Source organism: Pseudomonas sp. HLT2-19-2 (assembly GCF_054898005.1).
Genome location: NZ_CM142712.1, coordinates 1,660,413 through 1,682,417, shown reverse-complemented (window position 1 = coordinate 1,682,417; position 22,005 = coordinate 1,660,413). Strand labels below are relative to the sequence as shown.

Genomic DNA, 22,005 nt, shown 5'->3' with positions numbered 1-22,005 from the left:
TCCGAATTCTCTTTGAAACATTGCCCGCCGCACCATGACGCGCCAGCCGGCAACCAAAAATCTCGACCTTGTCTATAAAAGAAAGGGCGCATCCGAAGATGCGCCCACAAGGACTGTCTTACTCTGCTTTAGGCGTTTCGCGCAGACGAATGTGCAGTTCGCGCAATGCCTTGGCATCTACCAAACCCGGCGCCTGAGTCATGACACAGGCAGCGCTCTGGGTTTTCGGGAAAGCGATCACTTCACGGATCGACTGGGCGCCGGTCATCAACATCACCAGACGGTCCAGACCGAAGGCCAGACCACCGTGCGGCGGCGCGCCGTATTTCAGGGCGTCGAGCAGGAAGCCGAATTTCTCTTCCTGTTCCGCTTCGCTGATACCCAGCAGGCGGAACACCGACTGTTGCATTTCCTTGCGGTGGATACGGATCGAACCACCACCCAGCTCGGTACCGTTCAGCACCATGTCATAGGCACGGGACAAAGCAGTCGCCGGGTTGGCTTCCAGCTCTTGCGGGGTGCACTTCGGCGCGGTGAACGGGTGGTGCAAGGCGGTGAAGCTGCCGTCGTCGTTCTCTTCGAACATCGGGAAGTCGACAACCCACATTGGCGCCCACTTGCAGGTCAGCAAGTCCAGGTCGTTGCCGACCTTGATCCGCAGTGCACCCAGCGCTTCGCTGACGATCTTCGACTTATCGGCGCCGAAGAACACGATGTCGCCATCGACCGCGCCAACACGATCGAGGATCACGTTGAGGTTGGCTTCAGGGATATTTTTGACAATAGGCGATTGCAGCCCCTCGACGCCCTTCGCGCGCTCGTTGACCTTGATGTAAGCCAGGCCTTTGGCACCGTAGATGCCGACGAACTTGGTGTAGTCGTCGATCTGCTTGCGCGGCATGCTCGCCCCGCCAGGAACGCGCAAAGCGGCAATGCGGCATTTCGGGTCGTTGGCCGGGCCGCTGAACACCTTGAAGTCGACTTCTTTCAGTTGGTCGGCAACGTCCACCAGCTCCAGCGGGTTACGCAGGTCCGGCTTGTCGGAACCGTAACGACGCATGGCCTCTTCCCAGGTCATGTGCGGGAATTCACCGAATTCCAGATCCAGCACTTCCTTGAACAGGTTGCGGATCATGCCTTCGGTGATACCGATGATGTCTTTTTCATCGAGGAAGCTGGTTTCGATGTCGATCTGAGTGAATTCAGGTTGACGGTCGGCACGCAAGTCTTCGTCGCGAAAGCACTTGGCGATCTGGTAGTAGCGATCGAAGCCGGCAACCATCAGCAGTTGCTTGAACAGCTGCGGCGATTGCGGCAAGGCGAAGAAGGAACCGGCGTGGGTACGGCTCGGCACCAGGTAATCGCGAGCACCTTCCGGGGTGGCGCGGGTCAGGATCGGCGTCTCGACGTCGAGGAAACCGTTCTCGTCCAGGTAACGACGGATGCTGGTGGTCATGCGCGAACGCAGACGCAGCTTCTCGAGCATTTCCGGACGACGCAGGTCGATGAAGCGATAACGCAGGCGGGTTTCTTCGCCGACGTCGGAGAACTCATTGAGCGGAAACGGCGGGGTTTCCGCTTCGTTCAATACTTCCAGCTCGTAGCCCAGCACTTCGATCATGCCCGACGCCATGTTGGCGTTGCCGGCACCGGCCGGGCGCAGGCGTACCTTGCCGGTTACCTTGACCACGTACTCACTGCGCACGCGATCGGCGGCGGCGAAGGTTTCAGCGCGGTCCGGGTCGAACACCACCTGGGCCAGACCATCACGATCACGGATATCGAGGAAAATCACCCCACCGTGGTCACGACGACGGTGGACCCATCCGCAAAGGGTAATTTCCTGACCTTCCAGGCTTTCGTTCAGTTGGCCGCAATAATGGCTGCGCATCATGGTAGTGGTTTCACTTCTCGTAATTCGAAATTCGGTTGGAGATCCTGCAGCAGCCCGCCCTTGAGAAAGGCGCCAGATGATGCAAGAGCTCGCACGTGTCGTTCAACTCAGGTTCAAGACCCTAGTCAGCTTTGTCGCCGCCGGCCAGATTCTTCTTGGAACCGGTCTTGAAATCGGTTTCGTACCAGCCGCTGCCGCTGAGGCGGAAGCCCGGCATGGACAGCATCTTCTTAAGCTCTGGCGCCTGGCAGGCAGGGCAGTCGACCAGCGGTGCTGCGCTGATCTTTTGAATGGCTTCCAACTGATGACCACAGGAAGCACATTGATAGTCGTACATCGGCATGGGGGTTGTCTCGGCGATCAGATTGCTACCGCAAACGCTGGGTTTTGCGGCAAAGAGCGGGATTATATCCATTAAATGCAGCCTGTGCAGCCGTAAGACTGCACAGACCGACACTCTGCCCATTCCACCGCGGCGGCTAAGGCATGGCGACGCAGCCACCTTCCTTCAGGCTATGCACAACGCACACAACCCGCACCAGCCCGGTGAAGTTCTTGACCCCGCCGTGACGCAAATGCACCTCGCGGTCCACATGGGACAACAGCGCACTGACCGTACAGCAGTTGACCTTGGCCATGTCACCCAAAATATCCCAGTAAACTTGTTCAAGCCGCAAACAGGTTGCAAAGCCATTCAGCCGCACTGACCGGGATAAAGGCTGGGCCAGGCCCATATCAAATTCGCTGACAAATGGATCAATCCTTACATCCTTGGCTGGACCGACCATCCCCTCGCTTCGCCTGCCTTCGTAAACCATATCGTTGACACTCCTTTGTCATCCTTGCTTTTTTATAAGAGCAACAAGCTGATTCTCTATAGAAGCGCAGGCACAAAGTTATATCCAGATGACTTTTTGACCATCAACGTAGGATAAGCCAACAGCTGAAGGGCGATCATGGAGACCGTCCTACTCCAGACAAATTCCTACACGCTTGGGCGCAATATCATTCAACAGAAAGGCATTTAAAGTGACGGGAAGGCAGAGCGCGAACAACACCTCATGGACGCCATCCGCGCACCGACACTGTGACTGGTCCAGCAGGGACCACAGCCGATTGCCTGCGACAAATCGACCATCAGTGCACCGCTGGACTGCCTGATTTGAGTAGCCGCAGGCTTTGCTGTTAAATAGGCAGTGTGTCGCTACCGCCTATTTTCCGGGGGCCGCGCATAGGCTGGTACCGGGTACGTGTCCAACGCCTCTTATTGTTCTGAAGCGAACCGTGCTCAATCAGCTCTTCCTTGTGATCCGTCTTAACGTGAGTTACTCAAAATGTTGAAAATTGTCCACCTGCTAATGGGCGCAGCAGCCTTGCTGTTGTCCTTCATCCCTAGCCTGCGATCCGAAGCCGTACCTTACCTGCAACAACCCGATGCGCTGTACCTGGCCTTTTTCGGCCTGCTCAACCTCACCCTCGCTCCTGTTATCCCCTACTGGAACAAAGGCCCGCGTCATCAACTGCAAAACCTGGTCAGCGCCTTGCTGGTTCTGACCGTCGTCCTGCAAACCCTGACGCTGATCGCGCCGATGCCTGTCATTGCCGGTCAACCTGCCGTTCTGTTCAGCCTAGTCGCTGCACTGATTGCCGTTCTTCTGCACCTGGCCATCAGCTTCTACAAATCCTCACCGGCCGCCGCCTCGCCAAGCTATGACATGACCAACCGCGATACCGGCACCGTCAAGTGGTTCAACACCTCCAAAGGCTTCGGCTTTATTTCCCGCGACTCCGGCGATGATATTTTCGTGCATTTCCGGGCCATTCGTGGCGAAGGTCATCGCGTCCTGGTCGAAGGCCAGCGCGTGGAGTTCTCCGTCATGAATCGTGACAAAGGCCTGCAAGCCGAAGATGTGATCGCCGCACTGCCGCGCCGCTGATTCAAGGCTAAAAAAAACCGCGAACAGCCTGGCTGTTCGCGGTTTTTTATTACGTGCAATTTAGTAATGCGGCGGTGGCGCTTCTTCTTCAAACGTCTCGAACTGGCCAGCCATTTCTTCTTGCCGCTTGAGCAATGCGGCCATTTGCAATTGCAGACGCTCAACTGCACGCTGCTGCGTCGCCAGCACATCACTCAATGCCTGGATAGTGTCATCCTGAAACGCCAACTGACTCTCCAGATCGGTAACGCGATCTTCCAGGCTCATGATTCAACCCTCCAGAAACGTGAAATCATCGGTTAAAACCAGACGCAACCGTTCGCGAATCGCCGCGATCTGCTCTGCGCTATAAGGCTTGGCTGGGTGTTTACCCCAGACCGGAGCCGGCCAGGCGGCGTCCTCACGCTTGCGCACAATCACATGCATGTGCAACTGACTGACGACGTTACCCAGGGCCGCGACATTCAACTTGTCCGCGTCGAACGAGTCCTTGAGCATCTCCGCCAGTGCAGTCGTTTCCTGCCACAGCTGCTGTTGATCTGCGACATCCAACTGAAATATCTCACTGATATCCTCGCGGCGTGGCACCAGGATGAACCAGGGGTAGTTCGAATCGTTGGACAGCAGCAACCGGCAGAGTGGGAAATCCCCGATCGGTAACGTGTCTTGTTGAAGTCGTGGATCTAAAGCGAACACTTTGCGCACTCCCGCCAAGTCATCATTTTCAGCTTAGCGCCCATCCCGAGGGACAGCGCACCAAGCGACAGGACGGCAGCATACCTGCGAACGTCGTACGCTTCACGACGAACCCTTGTCGAAGCCACCTCAGGACCTACAAACGACCGGACACGCGCCCCGACACGAGTCGTTTTCGATCAGGACGCACCATTACAGAACCAGCACCCACAAAAAAACACCGAACTGACTGATAAAACAATGACGCGCTCGAGTTTGGCAACGGGCGCACTGTATGAATTCAGTACAGCGATTAAAATTTTTTGCACTAAAACCGCACATTGCGTCTACGCTGAATCGGTCAGGCATCCGCCATTTACTCACTGGTGGGGTGAACCGGTAACATTTTGGGTTGTCATGCAGTCGGTAACAAGGGTGCAACACGACGCAAACCATGGCGTCAAGCCCGAACAAAACGTGCTTGAACACCCCGGCTTTACGAGGTTTTTACAGCAACGAGCCAGCTTTCAGAAAAAAAAACGGCAGGATTCTGATTTGTGCACGCTTGTTGCATTCACACCCACATCGCCTCGAAAGCGTCCGCTGGAAGTGGAAGCCTTAAGGCAAATAAAAACAGTGGCAGGGTTGCCCTATGGAGATTCAAGCGTTTCACCAGGGACTCTTTTTACCGATGCTCAAGCCCTGGAAAACAACGCTAAAAGTTGTCAGTCTGCTTGCGTCGGGGGCTGTAAATTTGCGACACCTACCAAGCTGTTTGCGACAGGGTCGTAAAGAAGCTGAAAGGTTAGATGCGCAAGTATCGCCAACATGGCCGGCGTGATATAAGTTTGCGCCGACACAAAAAGAAAGAGCCGCCCAGATAATAAATCAGGTGGGACGGCAGTACTCTTCTAAAAACCAAAGGAGCAAATCACGATGCGCGTGATGAAGTGGAGCATGATCGCAGTTGCTGTTGCAGCAGGCACCTCGCAGTTCGCAATGGCGTCTTCCCAGGACGAATCCAAGGGTTTCTTCGGCGACCAGAGCCTGAAACTCAAAACCCGTTTTGAGTACATGAACCGCGATTACAAAAACGGTGCACGCAACAACGCCGACTCCGGTTATCGTCAGTCCTCCGGTCTCAGCCAGTTGCTCACTTACGAGTCGGGCTTCACTCAAGGTACTGTTGGTTTCGGTCTTGATGCCATGGCACTGGGCGCGGTCAAACTTGACGGCGGTTCGGGTCATCGTGGTAACGGCCTGTTCGCAATCGACTCCGACAACAACGAAGAAAAATCCCAAGGTAAGGTCGGTGGTGCAGTTAAACTGCGTCTCTCTGACACCGTCGCGAAATGGGGCCAGCAGTTCGTTGCCAGCCCGGTATTAGCTACTGATGACAGCCGTATGCTGCCAGAAGTTGCTACCGGTACCCTGATCACTTCCAAAGAGATCAAAGGCTTGGAACTGTATGCCGGTCGCTTTACCGCCATCAGCGCCCAAACCGGTATGGCTCGTGACAGCATCGGCGGTCTGGCGGATGAAAATGGAAACCACGGCAAAGGCCTGAGCAACGGCATCAACATCGTTGGTGGCAGCTACGCCTTCACTGATAACTTCACCGGTGCCCTGGCTGCGTCGGATGCTGAAGACTACTTCAAAAAGTACTACGTCAACCTGAACTACACCCTGCCAATCAGCGACGACCAGTCCCTGAACTTCGACCTGAACGGTTATAAAACCAAAGGCGACAAGCGTGGTGACGCGGTTATGGCCCTTGGTTCAGTCGAGGACGGCGGCGACGGCGTCGCTGGCGTAGACAACAACCTGTGGTCCTTGGCTGCTGCTTATAGCCTCGGCGCTCACAAGTTCACCGTTGCTTATCAGCGCTCCAGCGGTGACAACGCTTACTACTACGGCGTTGACGGAAACAGCACCATCTTCGTATCCAACTCCATCCAGATCTCCGACTTCGTGGGCCGCGACGAGCGTTCCTACCAGGCTCGCTACGACCTGAACATGTCTACCTACGGCGTACCTGGCCTGAGCTTCATGACCCGTTACGTAATGGGTGACAACATCAAGACCAACGGTCTGGGTGAAGGCAAGGAAAACGAGTGGAACATCGAGTCCAAGTACGTTGTGCAAGAAGGCCCGGCCAAAGACCTGTCTTTCCGTGCTCGTTTCGCCAACTACCGTGCAAACGGCGCGTATGCCAACTATTCGCGTGACAACTACGATACCCGTCTGATCATCGAGTACCCGCTGAACATCCTGTAATCCGGGTGTAAGACCAGCAGTACTGAAAGTCAAAAACCGCCCACCTCTTCAGGTGGGCGGTTTTTTATGCACGCCGTAAACTTTTCCAAAACAGCAAACAACTTCATGTCATAACATTAGAACTTTTTTCAATGAACTGACTGACAAGCAGAAAAAAGCCCAAGAAATCATTGAGCTCTTGGGCTCATTACTGACAGCCAACTAATAAAAGTACGGTTACTGCACCGCAGCTTCCTGAACCACTCGAATAACCCGCTGTGGAAACGGAATATCGATACCAGCCGTTTTCAAACGATTACGGGACTGTTCGTTGAACATGAACAACACATCCCAGTAATCCGCCGTCTTCACCCACACTCGCAGGGAAACAGTAATCGAACTGTCGCCCAGAGTAGAAATCACTGCCTGCGGTGCCGGGTCAGCCAAAATACGCTCGTCTTTGGCCAGGTCCAGCAATACGTTACGGGCCTTCTGCAGATCCGCCTCGTAATCAACGCCCACATCAAACACAACTTTGCGCGTCGGCTGACGGTTAGTGTTGGTGATGATGCCGTTCGACAAGTTGCCGTTAGGCATGATGATGGTTTTGTTATCGCCGGTACGCAGGACGGTGTGGAAGATCTGAATGCTGTCGACAGTGCCGGCAACACCTTGGGCTTCGATCCAGTCGCCAATGCGGAACGGGCGGAACAACAGAATCAGCACGCCGCCAGCGAAGTTCGCCAGGCTGCCCTGCAAGGCCAGACCGATGGCCAGACCCGCCGCACCGATGGCCGCCACGAACGAAGTGGTTTCCACGCCGATCATTGATGCCACGCTGACTACCAGCAAAACCTTGAGAATGATGTTCGCCAGACTGCTGATGAACCCTTGCAGCGCGAGGTCGGCATTACGCAACGCCAGCAAACCGCCAAGCTTTTGTGCCACTTTGCTGATCAACCACCAGCCGATGGCCAGGGTGAGGATCGCCAGCAGCACGCGGCTGCCGTATTCCATGATCATCGGAAGCCAGGCTTGAGACGCCTTGACCAGGTTGTCTACTTCAGCATTCAAATCCATCAATTTTCTCCTGATTTCCGGCTACCCGGCACGCAAAAATATAAGCGGCAGAAAGATCGAACCCTTATAGGCTCGATCATTTATGCCGTTGCTTGGGCCTCGGACGCCAAAAACGCCGAGAGGTCCCCGCTTCAAAGGTCAGTCGCGGAAGTTGTTGAACTGCAGCGGCATCCCGAATTCCTTGGCCCGCAAGGCCGCAATAGCTTCCTGCAAGTCGTCACGCTTCTTGCCGGTAATGCGCACTTGCTCACCCTGAATGGCAGCCTGAACCTTGAGCTTGGCGTCTTTGACATGAGCGACGATTTTCTTCGCCATCTCTTTGTCGATGCCTTCCTTGAGGACCGCTTCCTGCTTCATCAGTTTGCCCGACGCATAGGCATCCTTGACTTCAAGGCACTGCACGTCGATTTTGCGCTTGACCAAGGCCAGCTTGAGGATCTCAATCATCGCTTCGAGCTGGAAATCGGCTTCAGCGGTCAGGTTGACGGTCAGGTCCTTTTCCTTGAACTCGAAGCTGCCTTTGCCTTTCAGGTCATAACGACGATCGAGTTCCTTGACGGCGTTCTCGACCGCGTTGGTGACTTCGTGTTTGTCCAGTTCGGATACCACGTCGAACGACGGCATGTAATCTCTCCAATAAAAGGGCATGCTCGATCACGATGGAGCACGCCTGGCTTGCGGTTAAAATCCGCGCTGATTATAACGGGTCTTTCCCATCATTCACTGCGAGCCTCCCATGCGCGCGATAAACAGAGCAAAAAGCTGATGTCCACCACCTGGCATGTTCTGGGCGCCGGCAGCCTCGGCACCTTATGGGCCACGCGGCTGGCGCGGGCAAATGTGCCGGTCAGGCTGATCGTGCGGGACGCTGCGCGCTTGCAGGCGTATGAGGCGGCGGGCGGGCTGACGCTGGTCGAACACGGTGAAGCGCAGCGCTATCCGGTACCCGCCGAGACACCCGACAACAGTGAACCGATCAACCGCCTGCTGGTGGCCTGCAAAGCCTACGATGCCGAGAAAGCCGTGGCCCAACTGGCGCCTCGCCTCGCCCCCGGCGCCGAGCTGATTCTGTTGCAGAACGGTCTTGGCAGCCAGGATGCCGTCGCTGCGCAGGTGCCGCAGGCACGCTGCATTAGCGCGTCGAGCACCGAAGGCGCCTTTCGCGATGGCGACTGGCGCGTGGTGTTTGCCGGCCACGGTTACACCTGGCTGGGGGATGCCGGGCATCCCGTGGCGCCGATCTGGCTGGATGACGTGAGCGCCGCCGGGATTCCCCACGAGTGGAGCACCGACATTCTGACCAGGCTGTGGCGAAAACTGGCGCTCAACTGTGCAATCAATCCGCTGACCGTGCTGCACGATTGCCGTAATGGCGGATTACAGGAACACCAATGCGAAGTTGCTACCCTCTGCGTCGAACTGACCGAGTTGCTTGAGCGGTGCGGTCAGCCAGCAGCAGCCGAGGACCTTCTACAGGAAGTCGAACGGGTGATTCACGCAACCGCCGCCAATTACTCTTCGATGTACCAGGACGTCGCGAACCAGCGCCGGACCGAGATCAGCTATCTATTGGGCCATGTCTGTAAAGTCGCCGCGAGGCATCAGATGAACCTGCCGCACCTCAATCAACTTGAGCAGCGGCTAATCACCCATCTGCACAGCCTTGGATTGCCCAGCGACTGAGCAGCGGCTACGCTGGCCACTTGTTCCTATTCAGCGATGAACCTGATGCTATTGCGCCAGCGACTTGAAAACCTTCCGGTCGGCCAGAAATTGCTGGCCGCCCTGCTGGTGCTGTTGACCACCGTCCTGCTGGTCGCCAACCTGACCTTTATCAGCGCCGCGTACTACATCTCCCAGGAAAGCATGGCACCTCAGGCCTTGCAGACCATTGGCCGACTGGTGTCCAACCCCAGCCTGGTGTCGGAAGCGTTGCAGTCACCGCAAAGCGCCCAACGCCTGCTCAATGAACTCAACAGCTATTCCCCGCTGCGCGCGGCGGCCCTTTATGACGGCAAAGGAGAACGTTTGGCGCAGTTGCAGCATGGCGACGAGCTGAAACTGCCTGAGCGTTACCGGCACATCGAATCCTGGCAAGCCACCGAATTTCGCAGCAATCAAGTGATCACCCTGCCCCGCCCTGGCACTGCGCCTGGCCACCTGTTACTGGTCGCCAGCAGCGAACTGCCGATGGCGTTCTACACCGGCACCCTCACCGCCAGTCTCGGGATTCTGATCTTCAGTGTGCTGCTGTGGCTGGTGATTGCCCGGCAGATCAAGCGCCTGATTACCCGGCCGATCCACCAGCTCGAAGAGTTGTCCCGGCAAGTGACCCGCGAAGAGAACTACGCCCTGCGCGCCTCCCGAGGCAACCACGACGAAATCGGCAGCCTCGCCGAGGCGTTCAACACCATGCTCTCGCGGATCGAAGCCCGTGAGCAGCAACTCAAGCGGGCCCGGGACGATTCCCAGGCCGCTTATGACCAGGCCCAGGGCCTGGCCGAAGAAACCCGCCATACCAATCGCAAACTGGAACTCGAAGTTCAGGTGCGCAGCAAGATCGAGAAGAAACTCACCGGTTTCCAGAACTACCTCAACAGCATCATCGACTCCATGCCGTCGGCGCTGATCGCCCTCGACGAGCAGCTCTATGTCACCCAATGGAATCAGGAGGCCAGTGCCCTGTCTGGCACGCGCCTCGATGAAGCCTTGAATCAGCCGATCTTCCTCGCCTTCGAACCGCTCAAGCCGTTTCTGCCACAGCTCAAGCAAACCGTCGAGCAACATACGGTGGCCAAGATCGAGCGTGTCACTTGGCTCAAGGACGAAGAACCCAAGCACTACGCCCTGACCTTCTATCCGCTGATGGGTGGTGCCGGGCGCGGTGTGGTGATCCGGATTGACGACATCACTCAGCGCCTGTCCTTGGAAGAAATGATGGTGCAGTCGGAAAAAATGCTCTCGGTCGGTGGCCTCGCCGCGGGTATGGCCCACGAGATCAACAATCCGTTGGGCGCGATCCTGCACAACGTGCAGAACATTCGTCGACGCCTGTCACCCGATCTCCCGAAGAACCTCGAACAGGCCGAGCAGACCGGTATCGCATTGTCGACGGTCAACCGGTACCTGCAAGCGCGCGAAGTGCCGCAGTTGCTCGATGGCATCCAACAGGCGGGCGCCCGGGCAGCGAAGATCGTCACCCATATGCTCAGCTTCAGCCGCCGCAGTACCCGGCAAATGGCCCCGTGCGACCTGCCGGCACTGATCGATCAGGCGGTGGAAATCGCCGGTAACGACTTCGACCTGGCGATCGGTTTCGACTTCAAGGGTCAGGCGATCACTCGCCAGTTCGATCCAGCGTTGGGCCCGGTTCCCGGAACCGCCAACGAACTGGAGCAAGTGCTGCTCAATCTGCTGAAAAACGCCGCTCAGGCGATTCACCAACGTGAGGACGACCGCGAGCCGGGGCGGATCATTCTGCGTACCAAACTGAACCCGCCCTGGGCGGAAATCCAGGTTGAGGACAACGGCATCGGTATGAGCGAAAGCGTGCGCAAACGCACCTTCGAGCCGTTCTTCACCACCAAGGAAATCGGTCAGGGCACCGGCCTTGGTCTGTCGGTCTCGTATTTCATCATTACCAACAACCACAAGGGTCAGATGGAAGTGCAATCGACCCTGGGCCAAGGCACGTGTTTCACCTTGCGCCTGCCCTTGGCGGGCACGCCGCTCGTCTCTCAAGAACTCAATCAGCTATCGAGGTAACCATGGGCTTTCGCTTGTCGAAGATTTACACCCGCACCGGCGACAAAGGCGAAACCGGGCTGGGCGACGGCCGCCGCGTGCCCAAGGACCATCCGCGCATCGAAGCCATTGGCGAGGTCGATACGCTGAACAGCCAAGTGGGAGTTCTATTGGCCGGGTTGGCGGCGGAAAGTGGCGAGTATCCGGGTTTAAACGAAGTGATCGAGGTTCTGGCGCCCTGCCAGCATCGGTTATTTGATCTGGGCGGCGAGTTGGCGATGCCGGTGTATCAGGCGCTGAACGCGGCAGAAATCGAACGTCTGGAAACCGCGATCGATGTGTGGAACGAAGAGTTAGGGCCGTTGGAGAATTTCATCCTGCCAGGGGGATCGGCGTTAATTGCCCAGGCCCATGTGTGCAGAAGCCTGGCGCGCAGTGCCGAGCGCCGGTGTCAGCATTTGAATGCGGTGGAACCGTTGGCCGGGGTTGGGTTGGCGTACATCAATCGGCTGTCGGATTTACTGTTTGTGGTGGCGCGGCTGATTGCCAAGCGCGAGGGGATTGCCGAGATCCTTTGGCAACCGGCGGCGAAACCAGAGGTTTAATCGGCGTCTACAAAGACGCCTTCGCGGGCAAGCCTCGCTCCTACAGGTTTAAAGTGTTCGCAAAATTTGTTAACGACACAAAACCTGTAGGAGCGGGGCTTGCCCGCGATATAGGTAGTCCGTTCCTTTCTCTTCCATACTGATATTCGCTGGAAGTCAGTTGTCGGCGAGGAAGGAACATGCACCTGTGGGCTACGAATATGCCCGCGCAGCACTCGATGATTACGCCATCACCTTCGAGTCCACAGGTGCGCTTGCGCCCTCTAACGAATTCTCAGGGAAAGCCCGACACGGCTCTCTATATCGCCTTCGCTGGACGCAAGCATGCATGTCCCTGCATGTACTTTAGCGCCTGTTGAGGTGTTCCATGCAAACGCTCCTGTCTCAGAGTTTCACTGCTTATATCGGAATTGATTGGGCAGACACCAAGCACGACACCTGTTTGCAGATAGCTGGAGAGGCTCAGCGCAGTTTCGAGGTCATTGACCATAAGCCCGAGTCGATTGATCGCTGGGCCAGGTCGCTGCATCAACGTTACGGTGGCCCGATCGCGATCGCCGTGGAGTTGAACAAAGGCCCACTGATAGCGGCTCTGCAAAAATATGAGTTTTTTTGTATCTTTCCGATCAATCCGAGCACCTTGGCCCGGCACCGTAAAACCTTCGTCCCCAGTGGCGCCAAGGATGATCCAACGGATGCTCAATGGGCGCTTGAGCTGTTGCTGAATCACCCCGAACGGTTTCCTCAACTGGTCCAGCAAAGCTCCGCCATGCGTTCGCTCGCCAGCCTGACCGAACATCGCCGCGGATTGGTCGATGACCGGGTCAAGATCAGCAACCGTCTGGTGTGCATGCTCAAACAGTACTACCCGTTGGCCCTGGAGCTGTTTCATGACCATGACACGCTGGTTTTTTGTGAATTTCTGGCGCGCTGGTCGACCTTTGAAACGCTTAAGCGCGCTCGGCCGGCCAGCGTTTTGAAGTTCCTTCACGCGCATAATGTTCGCCATGCCGAGCTCAATCAGCAGCGTTTGGCGTTGATCGCCAAAGCCATGCCGTTGACTGAAGATCCAGGCGTGGTCAGTCCTTCAGCGCTGTATGTGCTGGCCCTGGTCTCGCAACTGAAAGGGATCATCACGGCGATCAAAGACTTTGATCGGGAGATCGAAAAAACTGCCAACACCCTGGCCGACTACCGACTCTTCAAGGCCTTGCCCGGCGCGGGACAGCAGCTTGCACCACGGTTGATGGTCGCCTTTGGTGAGCAGCGTGATCGCTTCAAGGATGCCAGTGCGGTGCAGCGATATGCCGGGATTGCCCCGGTCACCGAACGCAGTGGCAAGAAAAAAGTCGTCCACTGGCGCTATCAATGCGCAACTTTTTTGCGCCAGACCTTTGTTGAGTGGGCTGCCCACAGCATCAATCAATCGGTGTGGGCAGAGGCGTATTATCGCCAGCAAAGGGCCAAAGGCAGCTCTTACCAAGCAGCCCTCAGGGCTCTGGCGTTCAAGTGGATCCGGATCGTTTATCGGTGCTGGAAGACCAGCACCGTGTACGACGAAAACGTTTATTTACAGACCTTGCTACGGCACGGCTCGCCTTTGATCAGCGAGCCGGACACAGCAAAACCGTGTTGACGGAAAGGCTCAGGGCGTGAAGGGGCCGTTAGCCTCGCGCAGAATCAGGCCTGAGGCCAAAACGCCCGAATCCCCGCCACACCCTGCGCCCCGGCTTCCCAGGATTTCTGAAGCTCCGTCGGGCCAACACCACCGAGCAAGAACACCGGTTTGCTGAAACCTTCGATCAATGCCGAGGCCTGTTCCCAGCCCAACGGCTGAGCCCCCGGATGAGTCAGGGTCGGTTGCACCGGTGACAGGGTCACGAAATCCACTCCCATCTGCTCGGCCAACGCCAGCTCTTGCGCGTTATGGCAGGACGCCGCCAACCAGCGCGACGCCGGTAACGGGCGGCCAGCCGCCGCGTACTTGCGCAGTTGCGCGGAGGTGATGTGCCAACCGGCGGACGGGAAATCTCCCAGCCACTCGAACGGCCCCTTGATCATCAACTGCGCCTTGCCGGCACACAGCCCCGCCGCGTCCACCGCCAGATCGCGGTACTTAGGATCGTAGCCGTTGGGTGCCCGCAGCTGGATCAGCTTGATGCCGCCAGCAATGGCTTTTTGAATACCGCGCAGCAAGGCCGGGGTTTCCAGGTCTTCCGGGGTTATCAAATACTGCGCGGGTAACCGTGCAGCCGCGACAATCGGCTGGTTGGCCGCCGGGAAATCGTAATTCAACAGATCACGGGACGCGACCCATTCCAAAGGCTGGCCTTCGGCGCCGTGCGGTTCGCCGGTAAAGGCCGAGACTTCCCAAACGTCCAGCAACACTTGCTTGTCCGGGTAATCGTGCCGGACCTTGATCAGCGGGCGAGCTGCGTTGACCACGATGCCCAACTCTTCATGGAGCTCGCGAGCCAAGGCGGTTTCGACGGATTCGTCTGCCTCGACCTTGCCACCTGGAAATTCCCACAGGCCGCCCTGGTGCTGGGTGTCGGCGCGGCGGGCGATGAGGATCTTGCCACTGCTATCACGGATAACAGCGGCCGCTACGTGGACTCGTTTCACCGCTCGACTTCCTCCAGACCCGTCTTCTGCCAAGCCTTGAAGGCTGGCCATTGGTAGATAGTTTCAACGTAGGCCGCGTCCGCTGCGGGCAGCCTCACTTGATAGGTGCGCAGGCGCACGGCGATCGGTGCGAAGAAGGCATCGGCCAGGGTCGCGCCACCAAACAGGAACGGACCGGTTTCGGTGGCGGTGGCGGCGGCGCGGCACTCGGCCCACAACGCCAACATGCGCTCAATGTCGGCCTGGACGTCAGCCGGCGCCGGCGACAGTGCAGCATCGTGGCTCAGGTCGAATGGCATGTTGCCGCGCATGGCGAAAAAACCGCTGTGCATCTGCGCGCAGGCCGAACGCGCCTGGGCACGGGCGGAGATATCTTTGGGCCAGAGACCGGCGTCGGGAAACTGCTCTGCCAGATACTCGGCAATCGCCAGGGAGTCGGCGATGGTGCCGTGTTCGGTTTTCAGCAACGGGACTTTCGCGGTTGGCGAGTGCTTGAGCAGGCGCTCACGCGTATCCGGTTGGTTCAGCTTGATCAGCTCTTCGGTGTAAGGGGCGCCGGCCAGATCGAGGGCCAGCGCGCCGCGCAGGGACCAGGAGGAAAGCAGTTTGTCGCCGATGATCAGGTGGAGGCTCATGTTCGGGCGCCTTTGCAAAAAGGAAATATCACTCACGGTGGGAGCGGTTTTTCCCGCTCCCTCCGACAGTGGTTACGTGCGGTACTCGGCGTTGATCTTCACGTATTCGTGGGACAGGTCGGTGGTCCAGATGGTTTCGCTGCAATCACCGCGTCCCAGTTCGATACGGATCGTGATTTCTTCCTGCTGCATCACGGCCGCGCCCTGGGCTTCGGTGTAGGTCGATGCGCGAGCGCCACGGCTGGCGATGCACACCTCACCGAGGAACACGTCAATTTTGCTCACGTCCAGATTCGGCACGCCGGCACGGCCGACGGCAGCCAGAATGCGGCCCCAGTTCGGGTCGGAGGCGAACAGTGCGGTTTTGATCAGCGGCGAGTGAGCCACGGTGTAACCGACGTCCAGGCATTCCTGGTGATTGCCGCCGCCGTTGACTTCAACGGTCACAAACTTGGTCGCGCCTTCGCCGTCACGAACGATGGCCTGGGCCACGTCCATGCAGACTTCGAACACGGCCTGTTTCAGCTTGGCGAACAAATCACCGCTGGCTGCAGTGATTTCCGGCAGTGCCGCCTGACCGGTGGCGATCAGCATGCAGCAGTCGTTGGTCGAGGTGTCGCCGTCGATGGTGATGCGGTTGAACGACTTGTTGGCACCGTCCAGCAGCAAGTTCTGCAGCACGTCGCGGGCGACTTTGGCGTCGGTGGCGATGTAGCCGAGCATGGTCGCCATGTTCGGGCGGATCATGCCCGCACCTTTGCTGATACCGGTGACGGTGATGGTCACGCCGTCATGCTGAAACTGGCGGCTGGCGCCTTTGGGCAAAGTATCGGTGGTCATGATGCCGGTGGCGGCAGCTTCCCAGTTGTTGACCGACAGGTCGTCGATAGCCGCTTGCAACGCGCCTTCGATTTTCTCGACCGGCAGCGGCTCGCCGATGACGCCGGTGGAGTACGGCAGCACCAGGCTTGCGTCGACGCCGGTCAGCTCAGCCAGTTTGGCGCACGTGCGCTCGGCAGCGGCAAGGCCGGGTTCGCCAGTGCCGGCGTTGGCATTGCCGGTATTGGTCAGCAGGTAACGCACCGGACCTTGAACTCGCTGCTTGGCCAGGATCACGGGAGCGGCGCAAAAGGCATTCAGAGTGAACACGCCAGCGACCGTGGAACCTTCGGCACAGCGCATGACCACGACATCCTTGCGCCCTGGGCGCTTGATGCCAGCCGAGGCGATACCGAGTTCAAAACCGGCAACCGGGTGCAACGTTGGCAAAGGACCAAGACCAACAGCCATGAATGCGCTCCTTAATAAATGATGTCAGCACCGCTTTCAGGAAGAACGGTGGTTTAAATGGCAAAACGCCGCGACGGCATAAGCCGGTCGCGGCGCGGGTATTTCAGCGTATGAAACGGGTTTTACTGGATCTGCCCGTGGCAATGCTTGAACTTCTTGCCCGAACCGCAATAGCAAAGCTCGTTACGGCCCAGCTTTTGTTCGTTGCGTACCGGAGCGGTGGCAAGGGCGACATCGACCTCTTCACCCAGCAGTTCCGGTTGCTCAAGTCCCGGTGCTTCGTCGTGCTGGAACTGCATGCGCGCCGCCAGTGCTTCGGCTTCCTGACGCAGGCGTTGCTCTTCTTCGATCGGATCTTCGCGGCGAACCTGGACGTGCGACAGCACACGGATCGAGTCGCGCTTGATCGAATCCAGCAGCTCGGAGAACAGCGTGAAGGACTCGCGCTTGTACTCTTGCTTCGGGTTCTTCTGTGCATAACCACGCAAGTGGATGCCGTGACGCAGGTGATCCATGGTCGACAGGTGATCTTTCCACAGGTCGTCGAGCACACGCAGAACGATTTGCTTCTCGAAGGTGCGCAGCGCTTCGGCGCTCGCCTGCTCTTCTTTTTCGTTGTACGCGGCCAGCAGCTCGGTCATGAGCTTCTCGCGCAGGGTTTCTTCGTACAGGTGGTCGTCTTCGTCGAGCCATTTCTGGATCGGCAACGCCACACCGAAGTCGCTCTGCAACGCCGCTTCCAGACCGGCCACGTCCCACTGCTCAGGCAGCGATTGCGGTGGAATGTGTGCGCTGACGGTTGCGTTGAGCACGTCCTGACGGAAGTCGGCGATGGTTTCGCCGATGTTGTCGGCGGCCAACAAACTGTTACGCATGTGATAGATCACTTTACGTTGTTCGTTGTTGACGTCGTCGAACTCGAGCAGTTGCTTACGAATGTCGAAGTTGCGGCCTTCAACCTTGCGCTGTGCCTTCTCGATGGCGTTGGTCACCATGCGGTGCTCGATCGCTTCACCTGGCTGCATGCCCAGGGCCTTCATGAAGTTCTTCACCCGATCAGAGGCGAAGATGCGCATCAGGCTGTCTTCCAGCGACAGGTAGAAACGGCTGGAACCGGCGTCACCCTGACGGCCGGCACGACCACGCAGCTGGTTGTCGATACGGCGCGATTCGTGACGCTCGGACGCAATCACCTGCAAACCGCCCGACTCGAGCACTTGCTGGTGACGTTTCTGCCAGTCGGCCTTGATCTGGGCAATCTGCTCAGGTGTCGGGTCTTCCAGGGTTGACACTTCCACTTCCCAGTTACCGCCCAACAGAATGTCGGTACCACGACCGGCCATGTTGGTGGCGATGGTCAATGCGCCTGGGCGACCGGCCTGGGCAATGATCTCGGCTTCTTTTTCGTGGAACTTGGCGTTCAGAACCTTGTGTTCGATGCCTTCTTTCACGAGCAGGCTGGACATGTGTTCGGACGTTTCAATGGTTGCAGTACCCACCAGCACCGGACGGCCTTGGGTCATGCATTCCTTGATGTCGGTGATGATCGCCGCGTATTTCTCTTCGGCGGTCAAGAACACCAAGTCGTTGTAGTCTTTACGCGCCAGCGGTTTGTTCGGCGGGATAACCATCACCGACAGACCGTAGATCTGGTGGAACTCGAACGCTTCGGTGTCAGCGGTACCGGTCATGCCGGACAGCTTGTTGTATAGACGGAAGTAGTTCTGGAACGTGGTCGAGGCCAGGGTCTGGCTTTCGGCCTGAATGTTCAGGTTTTCCTTGGCTTCGATAGCCTGGTGCAGGCCTTCGGACAGACGGCGACCCGGCATGGTACGACCGGTGTGTTCGTCGACCAGAACGACCTGGCCGTCCTGCACGATGTATTCGACGTTGCGATTGAACAGCTTGTGCGCACGCAGACCGGCATAAACGTGGGTCAGCAGGCCCAGGTTATGCGAAGAGTACAGGCTCTCGCCTTCAGCCAGCAGGCCAACGCGGGTCAGCATGTCTTCGATGAACTGGTGACCGGCTTCGTTGAGCTCGACCTGACGGGTCTTCTCGTCGACGGTGTAGTGGCCGGCCTTGGTGACTTCGCCTTCAACTTCTTCGACGTGCAATTCCAGCTGCGGGATCAGTTTGTTGATCTCGATGTACAGCTTGGAGCTGTCCTCGGCCTGACCGGAAATGATCAGCGGGGTACGGGCTTCGTCGATGAGGATGGAGTCGACTTCGTCGATCACGGCAAAATTGAGTTCGCGCTGGAATTTTTCTTCCATGCTGAACGCCATGTTGTCGCGCAGGTAGTCGAAACCGTATTCGTTGTTAGTGCCGTAGGTGATGTCGGCAGCATAGGCCGCACGCTTCTCTTCCGGCGGCTGGAACGGCGTCACCACGCCCACCGTCATCCCGAGGAATTCGTAGAGCGGACGCATCCAGTTGGCGTCACGACGGGCCAGGTAGTCGTTCACCGTCACAACGTGCACGCCCTTGCCGGACAGCGCGTTGAGGTAAACGCCCAGTGTTGCCACCAGGGTCTTGCCTTCACCGGTACGCATTTCCGCGATCATGCCTTCATGCAAGGTCATGCCGCCGATCAGCTGGACGTCGAAGTGGCGCATACCCATGACGCGCTTACCGGCTTCGCGGGCAACCGCAAAGGCTTCTGGCAGCAGCTTGTCGAGGGTTTCCCCTTTGGCGATGCGGGCCTTGAACTCATCTGTCTTGGCACGCAATTGATCGTCCGAAAGGGCCACCATTTGCTCTTCGAAGGCATTGACGAGTTGCACCGTCTTGAGCATGCGTTTGACTTCACGCTCGTTCTTGCTTCCAAAAAGTTTCTTTAACAAAGGCGCAAACATATCGGCAGGATCTTCCACACTAAAGGGATGGAGGGCGGCCCCGTGAGTCGCCCGTGCAGCCCTCATGGCCGCATGCGAACGAGCATTCTACCCGGAAACGATGGTGAGGAAAGTGGCGTTATTCCACGATGCTGGCACAGCGCTGTAACGGGGCTCACTTAAAATAAGGGCTTTTTGCTGAACTTCAAGCCATTCACGGCACAAGTTACTTGTTGATTTAATGGGTAAAGCGCTCGCAAAGCAATGGGTCGGGTGCATGGGGTGCTTTCTGCTACCATGGCGGCTCTGTTACTTCAGGTGTCTGATCATGGCATTTCGCCCTCTTACGGCCAGAGCACCCGCCGTTCTGCTTCGCGAAGCCAAACCGTTGAAAGCCATCTTCGGTCACGCTCAACGCCTGGGTCATTTACAACGTCTGCTGGACAGCCAATTGCAGCCAGCCGCCCGCGAGCATTGCCATGTGGCGTCCTGGCGCGAAGGCAGTTTGTTGCTGATAGTGACCGACGGTCATTGGGCAACCCGCCTGCGTTATCAACAAAAGCGTCTGCAACGGCAATTGCAGATGTTCGATGAATTTTCCAGTTTGACGCGGATTCTGTTCAAGGTTCAGCCACCGACCGTTCAGCAAGGGGCGGCTGGCCATACCATCAGCTTGTCCACCGACGCAGGCGCGACCATTCAGGCCACGGCCGACGGGATCAGCGATCCGAATTTGCGGGCGGCTCTGGAGCGGTTGGCGGCGCACGCCAAGCCCAAAACTTGACACGAACCCTGTAGGAGCGAGCGGGCGGCGATCCGACTTGCCCGCGAAGCTTTTGGCGCCCTTAAGGGCCTCTTCGCGGGCAAGCCTCGCTCCTACAAGTTATTCAGCGGCGTTTGCTGCCACCGAGTAGCGAGCCCATCAACCCGCGTACCAATTGTCGGCCCAATTGATTGGCCGCCTGTCGCATCGCTGATTTCAGTGCCTGCCCCGCCGCCGTACCGAGGAACTCCCCAGCCTTGTCGGTGAAGCTTGGCTCTTCGATTGCCGGTTTTCCCGGAACAACCTCAGGCTCTGGCGCCAACCCTTTGCGTCCCATCAGCACTTCATAGGCCGATTCACGATCAATCGGTTTGTCATACCGCCCCTTGAACGGCGAACCCGCAATCAGCACCGTGCGTTCCGTCTCGCTCAGCGGCCCGATCCGCGATTGCGGCGGCGCAACCAATACCCGCTGAACCCTCTCCGGCGTGCCCTTTTCCTGCAAAGTGCCCACCAGCGCCTCGCCAATCCCAAGCTCGGTCAGCACCGACAAGGCATCGAACGCCGGGTTCGGCCGGAAGCCCTCGGCCACCGCTCGCAGGGATTTCTGCTCCTTGGCGGTGAACGCGCGCAAGCCATGCTGAATGCGCAGACCGAGCTGAGCGAGCACGTCATCCGGCAAGTCGCCCGGCGATTGGGTGACGAAATACACGCCAACGCCTTTCGAACGAATCAGTCGCACCACCTGCTCAAGGCGATCCTGCAAAGCCTTTGGCGTACCAGCGAACAATAAATGCGCTTCATCAAAAAACAGCGCCAGCAGTGGTTTGTCCGAATCGCCGCGCTCTGGCAATTGCTCGAACAGTTCGGCCAGTAGCCACAACAGGAACGTCGCGTAGACCTTCGGCGCTTCGTGCACCAGACGGCTGGCATCGAGCAAGTGAATGCGCCCGCGGCCATCGGCGGTCGGCTGCAGAATGTCTTCGAGTTGCAGCGCCGGCTCGCCGAACAGCGCTTCTGCGCCCTGCTGTTCCAGGGTCGCCAGACGCCGCAACAGCGCCTGACTGGAACCGGTGGTCATCAACGCGGCGTCGTCACCGAGCAATTCGGGGTTGTCACGCAGGTGATTGAGCAGTGCCTTCAGATCCTTGAGGTCCAGCAGCAACAGCCCTTCACGATCCGCCACCTTGAAGGCGGCATACAGCGTCGACTGTTGGCTGTCTGTCAGCTCCAGCAGGCTGCCCAGCAACAACGGCCCCATTTCGCTCAAGGTTGTACGCAATGGATGACCGGACTGACCGTGAATGTCCCACAGGGTCACCGGATACGCCTGAGGCGTGTGGTTCAGCCAGGGCATCCCGGCGATCCGCTCGGCGATTTTGCCTTGAGGATTGCCGGCGGCGCCCAGACCGCACAGGTCACCCTTGATATCGGCGGCAAACACTGCCACGCCGGCATCGCTGAAGGCTTCGGCCATCCGTTGCAAGGTGACGGTTTTGCCCGTCCCGGTAGCGCCCGCAACCAAACCATGACGGTTCGCCAGACGCATGGCTTGGGCAATGGGTTGCCCGGCGAGATCGGCACCGATAACGAGTTGCAATGAGTCAGGCATTTGGTCACCCATGGTTAATCTTTAATCCTTTACGGCCGATAGAAATAAGCGA

20 protein-coding genes are annotated in these 22,005 nt (G+C 57.9%); 8 read left to right on the top strand and 12 right to left on the bottom strand.

Features of this window, described 5'->3' with window-relative positions; translation table 11 throughout:
* Positions 1–118: 118 nt before the first annotated feature.
* From aspS to ACYZTU_RS07650, 3 genes are all read right to left on the bottom strand, one after another.
* Entirely contained in the window at positions 119–1,894 is a 1,776-nt protein-coding gene (gene aspS, locus ACYZTU_RS07660) for an aspartate--tRNA ligase (RefSeq protein ID WP_461969181.1), read from the bottom strand.
* A gap of 121 nt (positions 1,895–2,015) precedes the next feature.
* Positions 2,016–2,237, bottom strand: coding sequence for an FmdB family zinc ribbon protein (locus ACYZTU_RS07655; protein WP_010208103.1), 222 nt, complete (start codon positions 2,235–2,237; stop codon positions 2,016–2,018).
* Positions 2,238–2,373: 136 nt separating this feature from the next.
* The gene (locus ACYZTU_RS07650) at positions 2,374–2,712 is read right to left on the bottom strand and encodes a ribbon-helix-helix domain-containing protein (RefSeq protein ID WP_461969179.1); all 339 of its coding nucleotides are present in this window, start codon (positions 2,710–2,712) and stop codon (positions 2,374–2,376) included.
* A 516-nt stretch (positions 2,713–3,228) separates the two neighbouring features.
* On the opposite strand from ACYZTU_RS07650, the gene ACYZTU_RS07645 reads away from it, so the two are divergent.
* The gene (locus ACYZTU_RS07645; protein ID WP_282375479.1) at positions 3,229–3,831 is read left to right on the top strand and encodes a cold-shock protein; all 603 of its coding nucleotides are present in this window, start codon (positions 3,229–3,231) and stop codon (positions 3,829–3,831) included.
* A 60-nt stretch (positions 3,832–3,891) separates the two neighbouring features.
* Here the strand turns inward: ACYZTU_RS07645 and ACYZTU_RS07640 are convergent, their stop codons facing one another.
* A complete protein-coding gene (locus tag ACYZTU_RS07640; protein ID WP_056741397.1) occupies positions 3,892–4,098 on the bottom strand; it encodes a SlyX family protein in 207 nt (68 codons plus the stop codon).
* 3 nt (positions 4,099–4,101) lie between these two features.
* A complete protein-coding gene (locus ACYZTU_RS07635) occupies positions 4,102–4,527 on the bottom strand; it encodes an HIT domain-containing protein (protein WP_461969177.1) in 426 nt (141 codons plus the stop codon).
* A gap of 240 nt (positions 4,528–4,767) precedes the next feature.
* On the opposite strand from ACYZTU_RS07635, the gene ACYZTU_RS07630 reads away from it, so the two are divergent.
* Positions 4,768–5,298: a hypothetical protein gene (locus tag ACYZTU_RS07630; RefSeq protein WP_461969175.1), complete on the top strand. Its 531-nt coding sequence runs from the start codon at positions 4,768–4,770 to the stop codon at positions 5,296–5,298.
* Between the two features lie 144 nt (positions 5,299–5,442).
* Complete coding sequence (locus ACYZTU_RS07625) at positions 5,443–6,783, top strand: OprD family porin (RefSeq protein ID WP_461969173.1); 1,341 nt, start codon at positions 5,443–5,445, stop codon at positions 6,781–6,783.
* Between the two features lie 216 nt (positions 6,784–6,999).
* Here ACYZTU_RS07625 and ACYZTU_RS07620 read toward each other — a convergent pair whose 3' ends face one another.
* Both ACYZTU_RS07620 and ACYZTU_RS07615 read right to left on the bottom strand, forming a co-directional pair.
* Entirely contained in the window at positions 7,000–7,842 is an 843-nt protein-coding gene (locus tag ACYZTU_RS07620) for a mechanosensitive ion channel family protein (protein ID WP_461969171.1), read from the bottom strand.
* Positions 7,843–7,980: 138 nt separating this feature from the next.
* A complete protein-coding gene (locus ACYZTU_RS07615; RefSeq protein ID WP_449644835.1) occupies positions 7,981–8,466 on the bottom strand; it encodes a YajQ family cyclic di-GMP-binding protein in 486 nt (161 codons plus the stop codon).
* A 141-nt stretch (positions 8,467–8,607) separates the two neighbouring features.
* On the opposite strand from ACYZTU_RS07615, the gene ACYZTU_RS07610 reads away from it, so the two are divergent.
* From ACYZTU_RS07610 to ACYZTU_RS07595, 4 genes are all read left to right on the top strand, one after another.
* A complete protein-coding gene (locus tag ACYZTU_RS07610) occupies positions 8,608–9,525 on the top strand; it encodes a putative 2-dehydropantoate 2-reductase (RefSeq protein WP_461969169.1) in 918 nt (305 codons plus the stop codon).
* A 45-nt stretch (positions 9,526–9,570) separates the two neighbouring features.
* Positions 9,571–11,607 carry a sensor histidine kinase gene (locus tag ACYZTU_RS07605; protein WP_461969167.1) on the top strand — a complete coding sequence of 679 codons (2,037 nt, stop codon included), beginning with the start codon at positions 9,571–9,573 and terminating at the stop codon, positions 11,605–11,607.
* Positions 11,608–11,609: 2 nt separating this feature from the next.
* Positions 11,610–12,191, top strand: coding sequence for a cob(I)yrinic acid a,c-diamide adenosyltransferase (locus ACYZTU_RS07600; RefSeq protein WP_461969165.1), 582 nt, complete (start codon positions 11,610–11,612; stop codon positions 12,189–12,191).
* Between the two features lie 367 nt (positions 12,192–12,558).
* Entirely contained in the window at positions 12,559–13,827 is a 1,269-nt protein-coding gene (locus ACYZTU_RS07595) for an IS110 family RNA-guided transposase (protein WP_461969163.1), read from the top strand.
* A gap of 44 nt (positions 13,828–13,871) precedes the next feature.
* Here the strand turns inward: ACYZTU_RS07595 and ACYZTU_RS07590 are convergent, their stop codons facing one another.
* The 4 genes from ACYZTU_RS07590 to secA all read right to left on the bottom strand — a co-directional run bounded on the left by ACYZTU_RS07590 (position 13,872) and on the right by secA (position 19,599).
* Positions 13,872–14,816, bottom strand: coding sequence for a Nudix family hydrolase (locus ACYZTU_RS07590; protein WP_461969162.1), 945 nt, complete (start codon positions 14,814–14,816; stop codon positions 13,872–13,874).
* Positions 14,813–15,451, bottom strand: coding sequence for a glutathione S-transferase family protein (locus tag ACYZTU_RS07585; protein WP_461969160.1), 639 nt, complete (start codon positions 15,449–15,451; stop codon positions 14,813–14,815). The genes ACYZTU_RS07590 and ACYZTU_RS07585 overlap by 4 nt, the downstream gene beginning before the upstream one ends.
* A 72-nt stretch (positions 15,452–15,523) precedes the next feature.
* Complete coding sequence (argJ, locus tag ACYZTU_RS07580) at positions 15,524–16,741, bottom strand: bifunctional glutamate N-acetyltransferase/amino-acid acetyltransferase ArgJ (RefSeq protein ID WP_461969158.1); 1,218 nt, start codon at positions 16,739–16,741, stop codon at positions 15,524–15,526.
* A gap of 122 nt (positions 16,742–16,863) precedes the next feature.
* A complete protein-coding gene (secA, locus tag ACYZTU_RS07575) occupies positions 16,864–19,599 on the bottom strand; it encodes a preprotein translocase subunit SecA (RefSeq protein WP_461969156.1) in 2,736 nt (911 codons plus the stop codon).
* Between the two features lie 307 nt (positions 19,600–19,906).
* On the opposite strand from secA, the gene ACYZTU_RS07570 reads away from it, so the two are divergent.
* A complete protein-coding gene (locus ACYZTU_RS07570; protein WP_461969154.1) occupies positions 19,907–20,362 on the top strand; it encodes a DUF721 domain-containing protein in 456 nt (151 codons plus the stop codon).
* Between the two features lie 103 nt (positions 20,363–20,465).
* On the opposite strand, the gene ACYZTU_RS07565 is transcribed toward ACYZTU_RS07570, so the two are convergent.
* The gene (locus tag ACYZTU_RS07565) at positions 20,466–21,953 is read right to left on the bottom strand and encodes a helicase HerA-like domain-containing protein (protein WP_461969153.1); all 1,488 of its coding nucleotides are present in this window, start codon (positions 21,951–21,953) and stop codon (positions 20,466–20,468) included.
* Between the last annotated feature and the right edge of the window lie 52 nt (positions 21,954–22,005).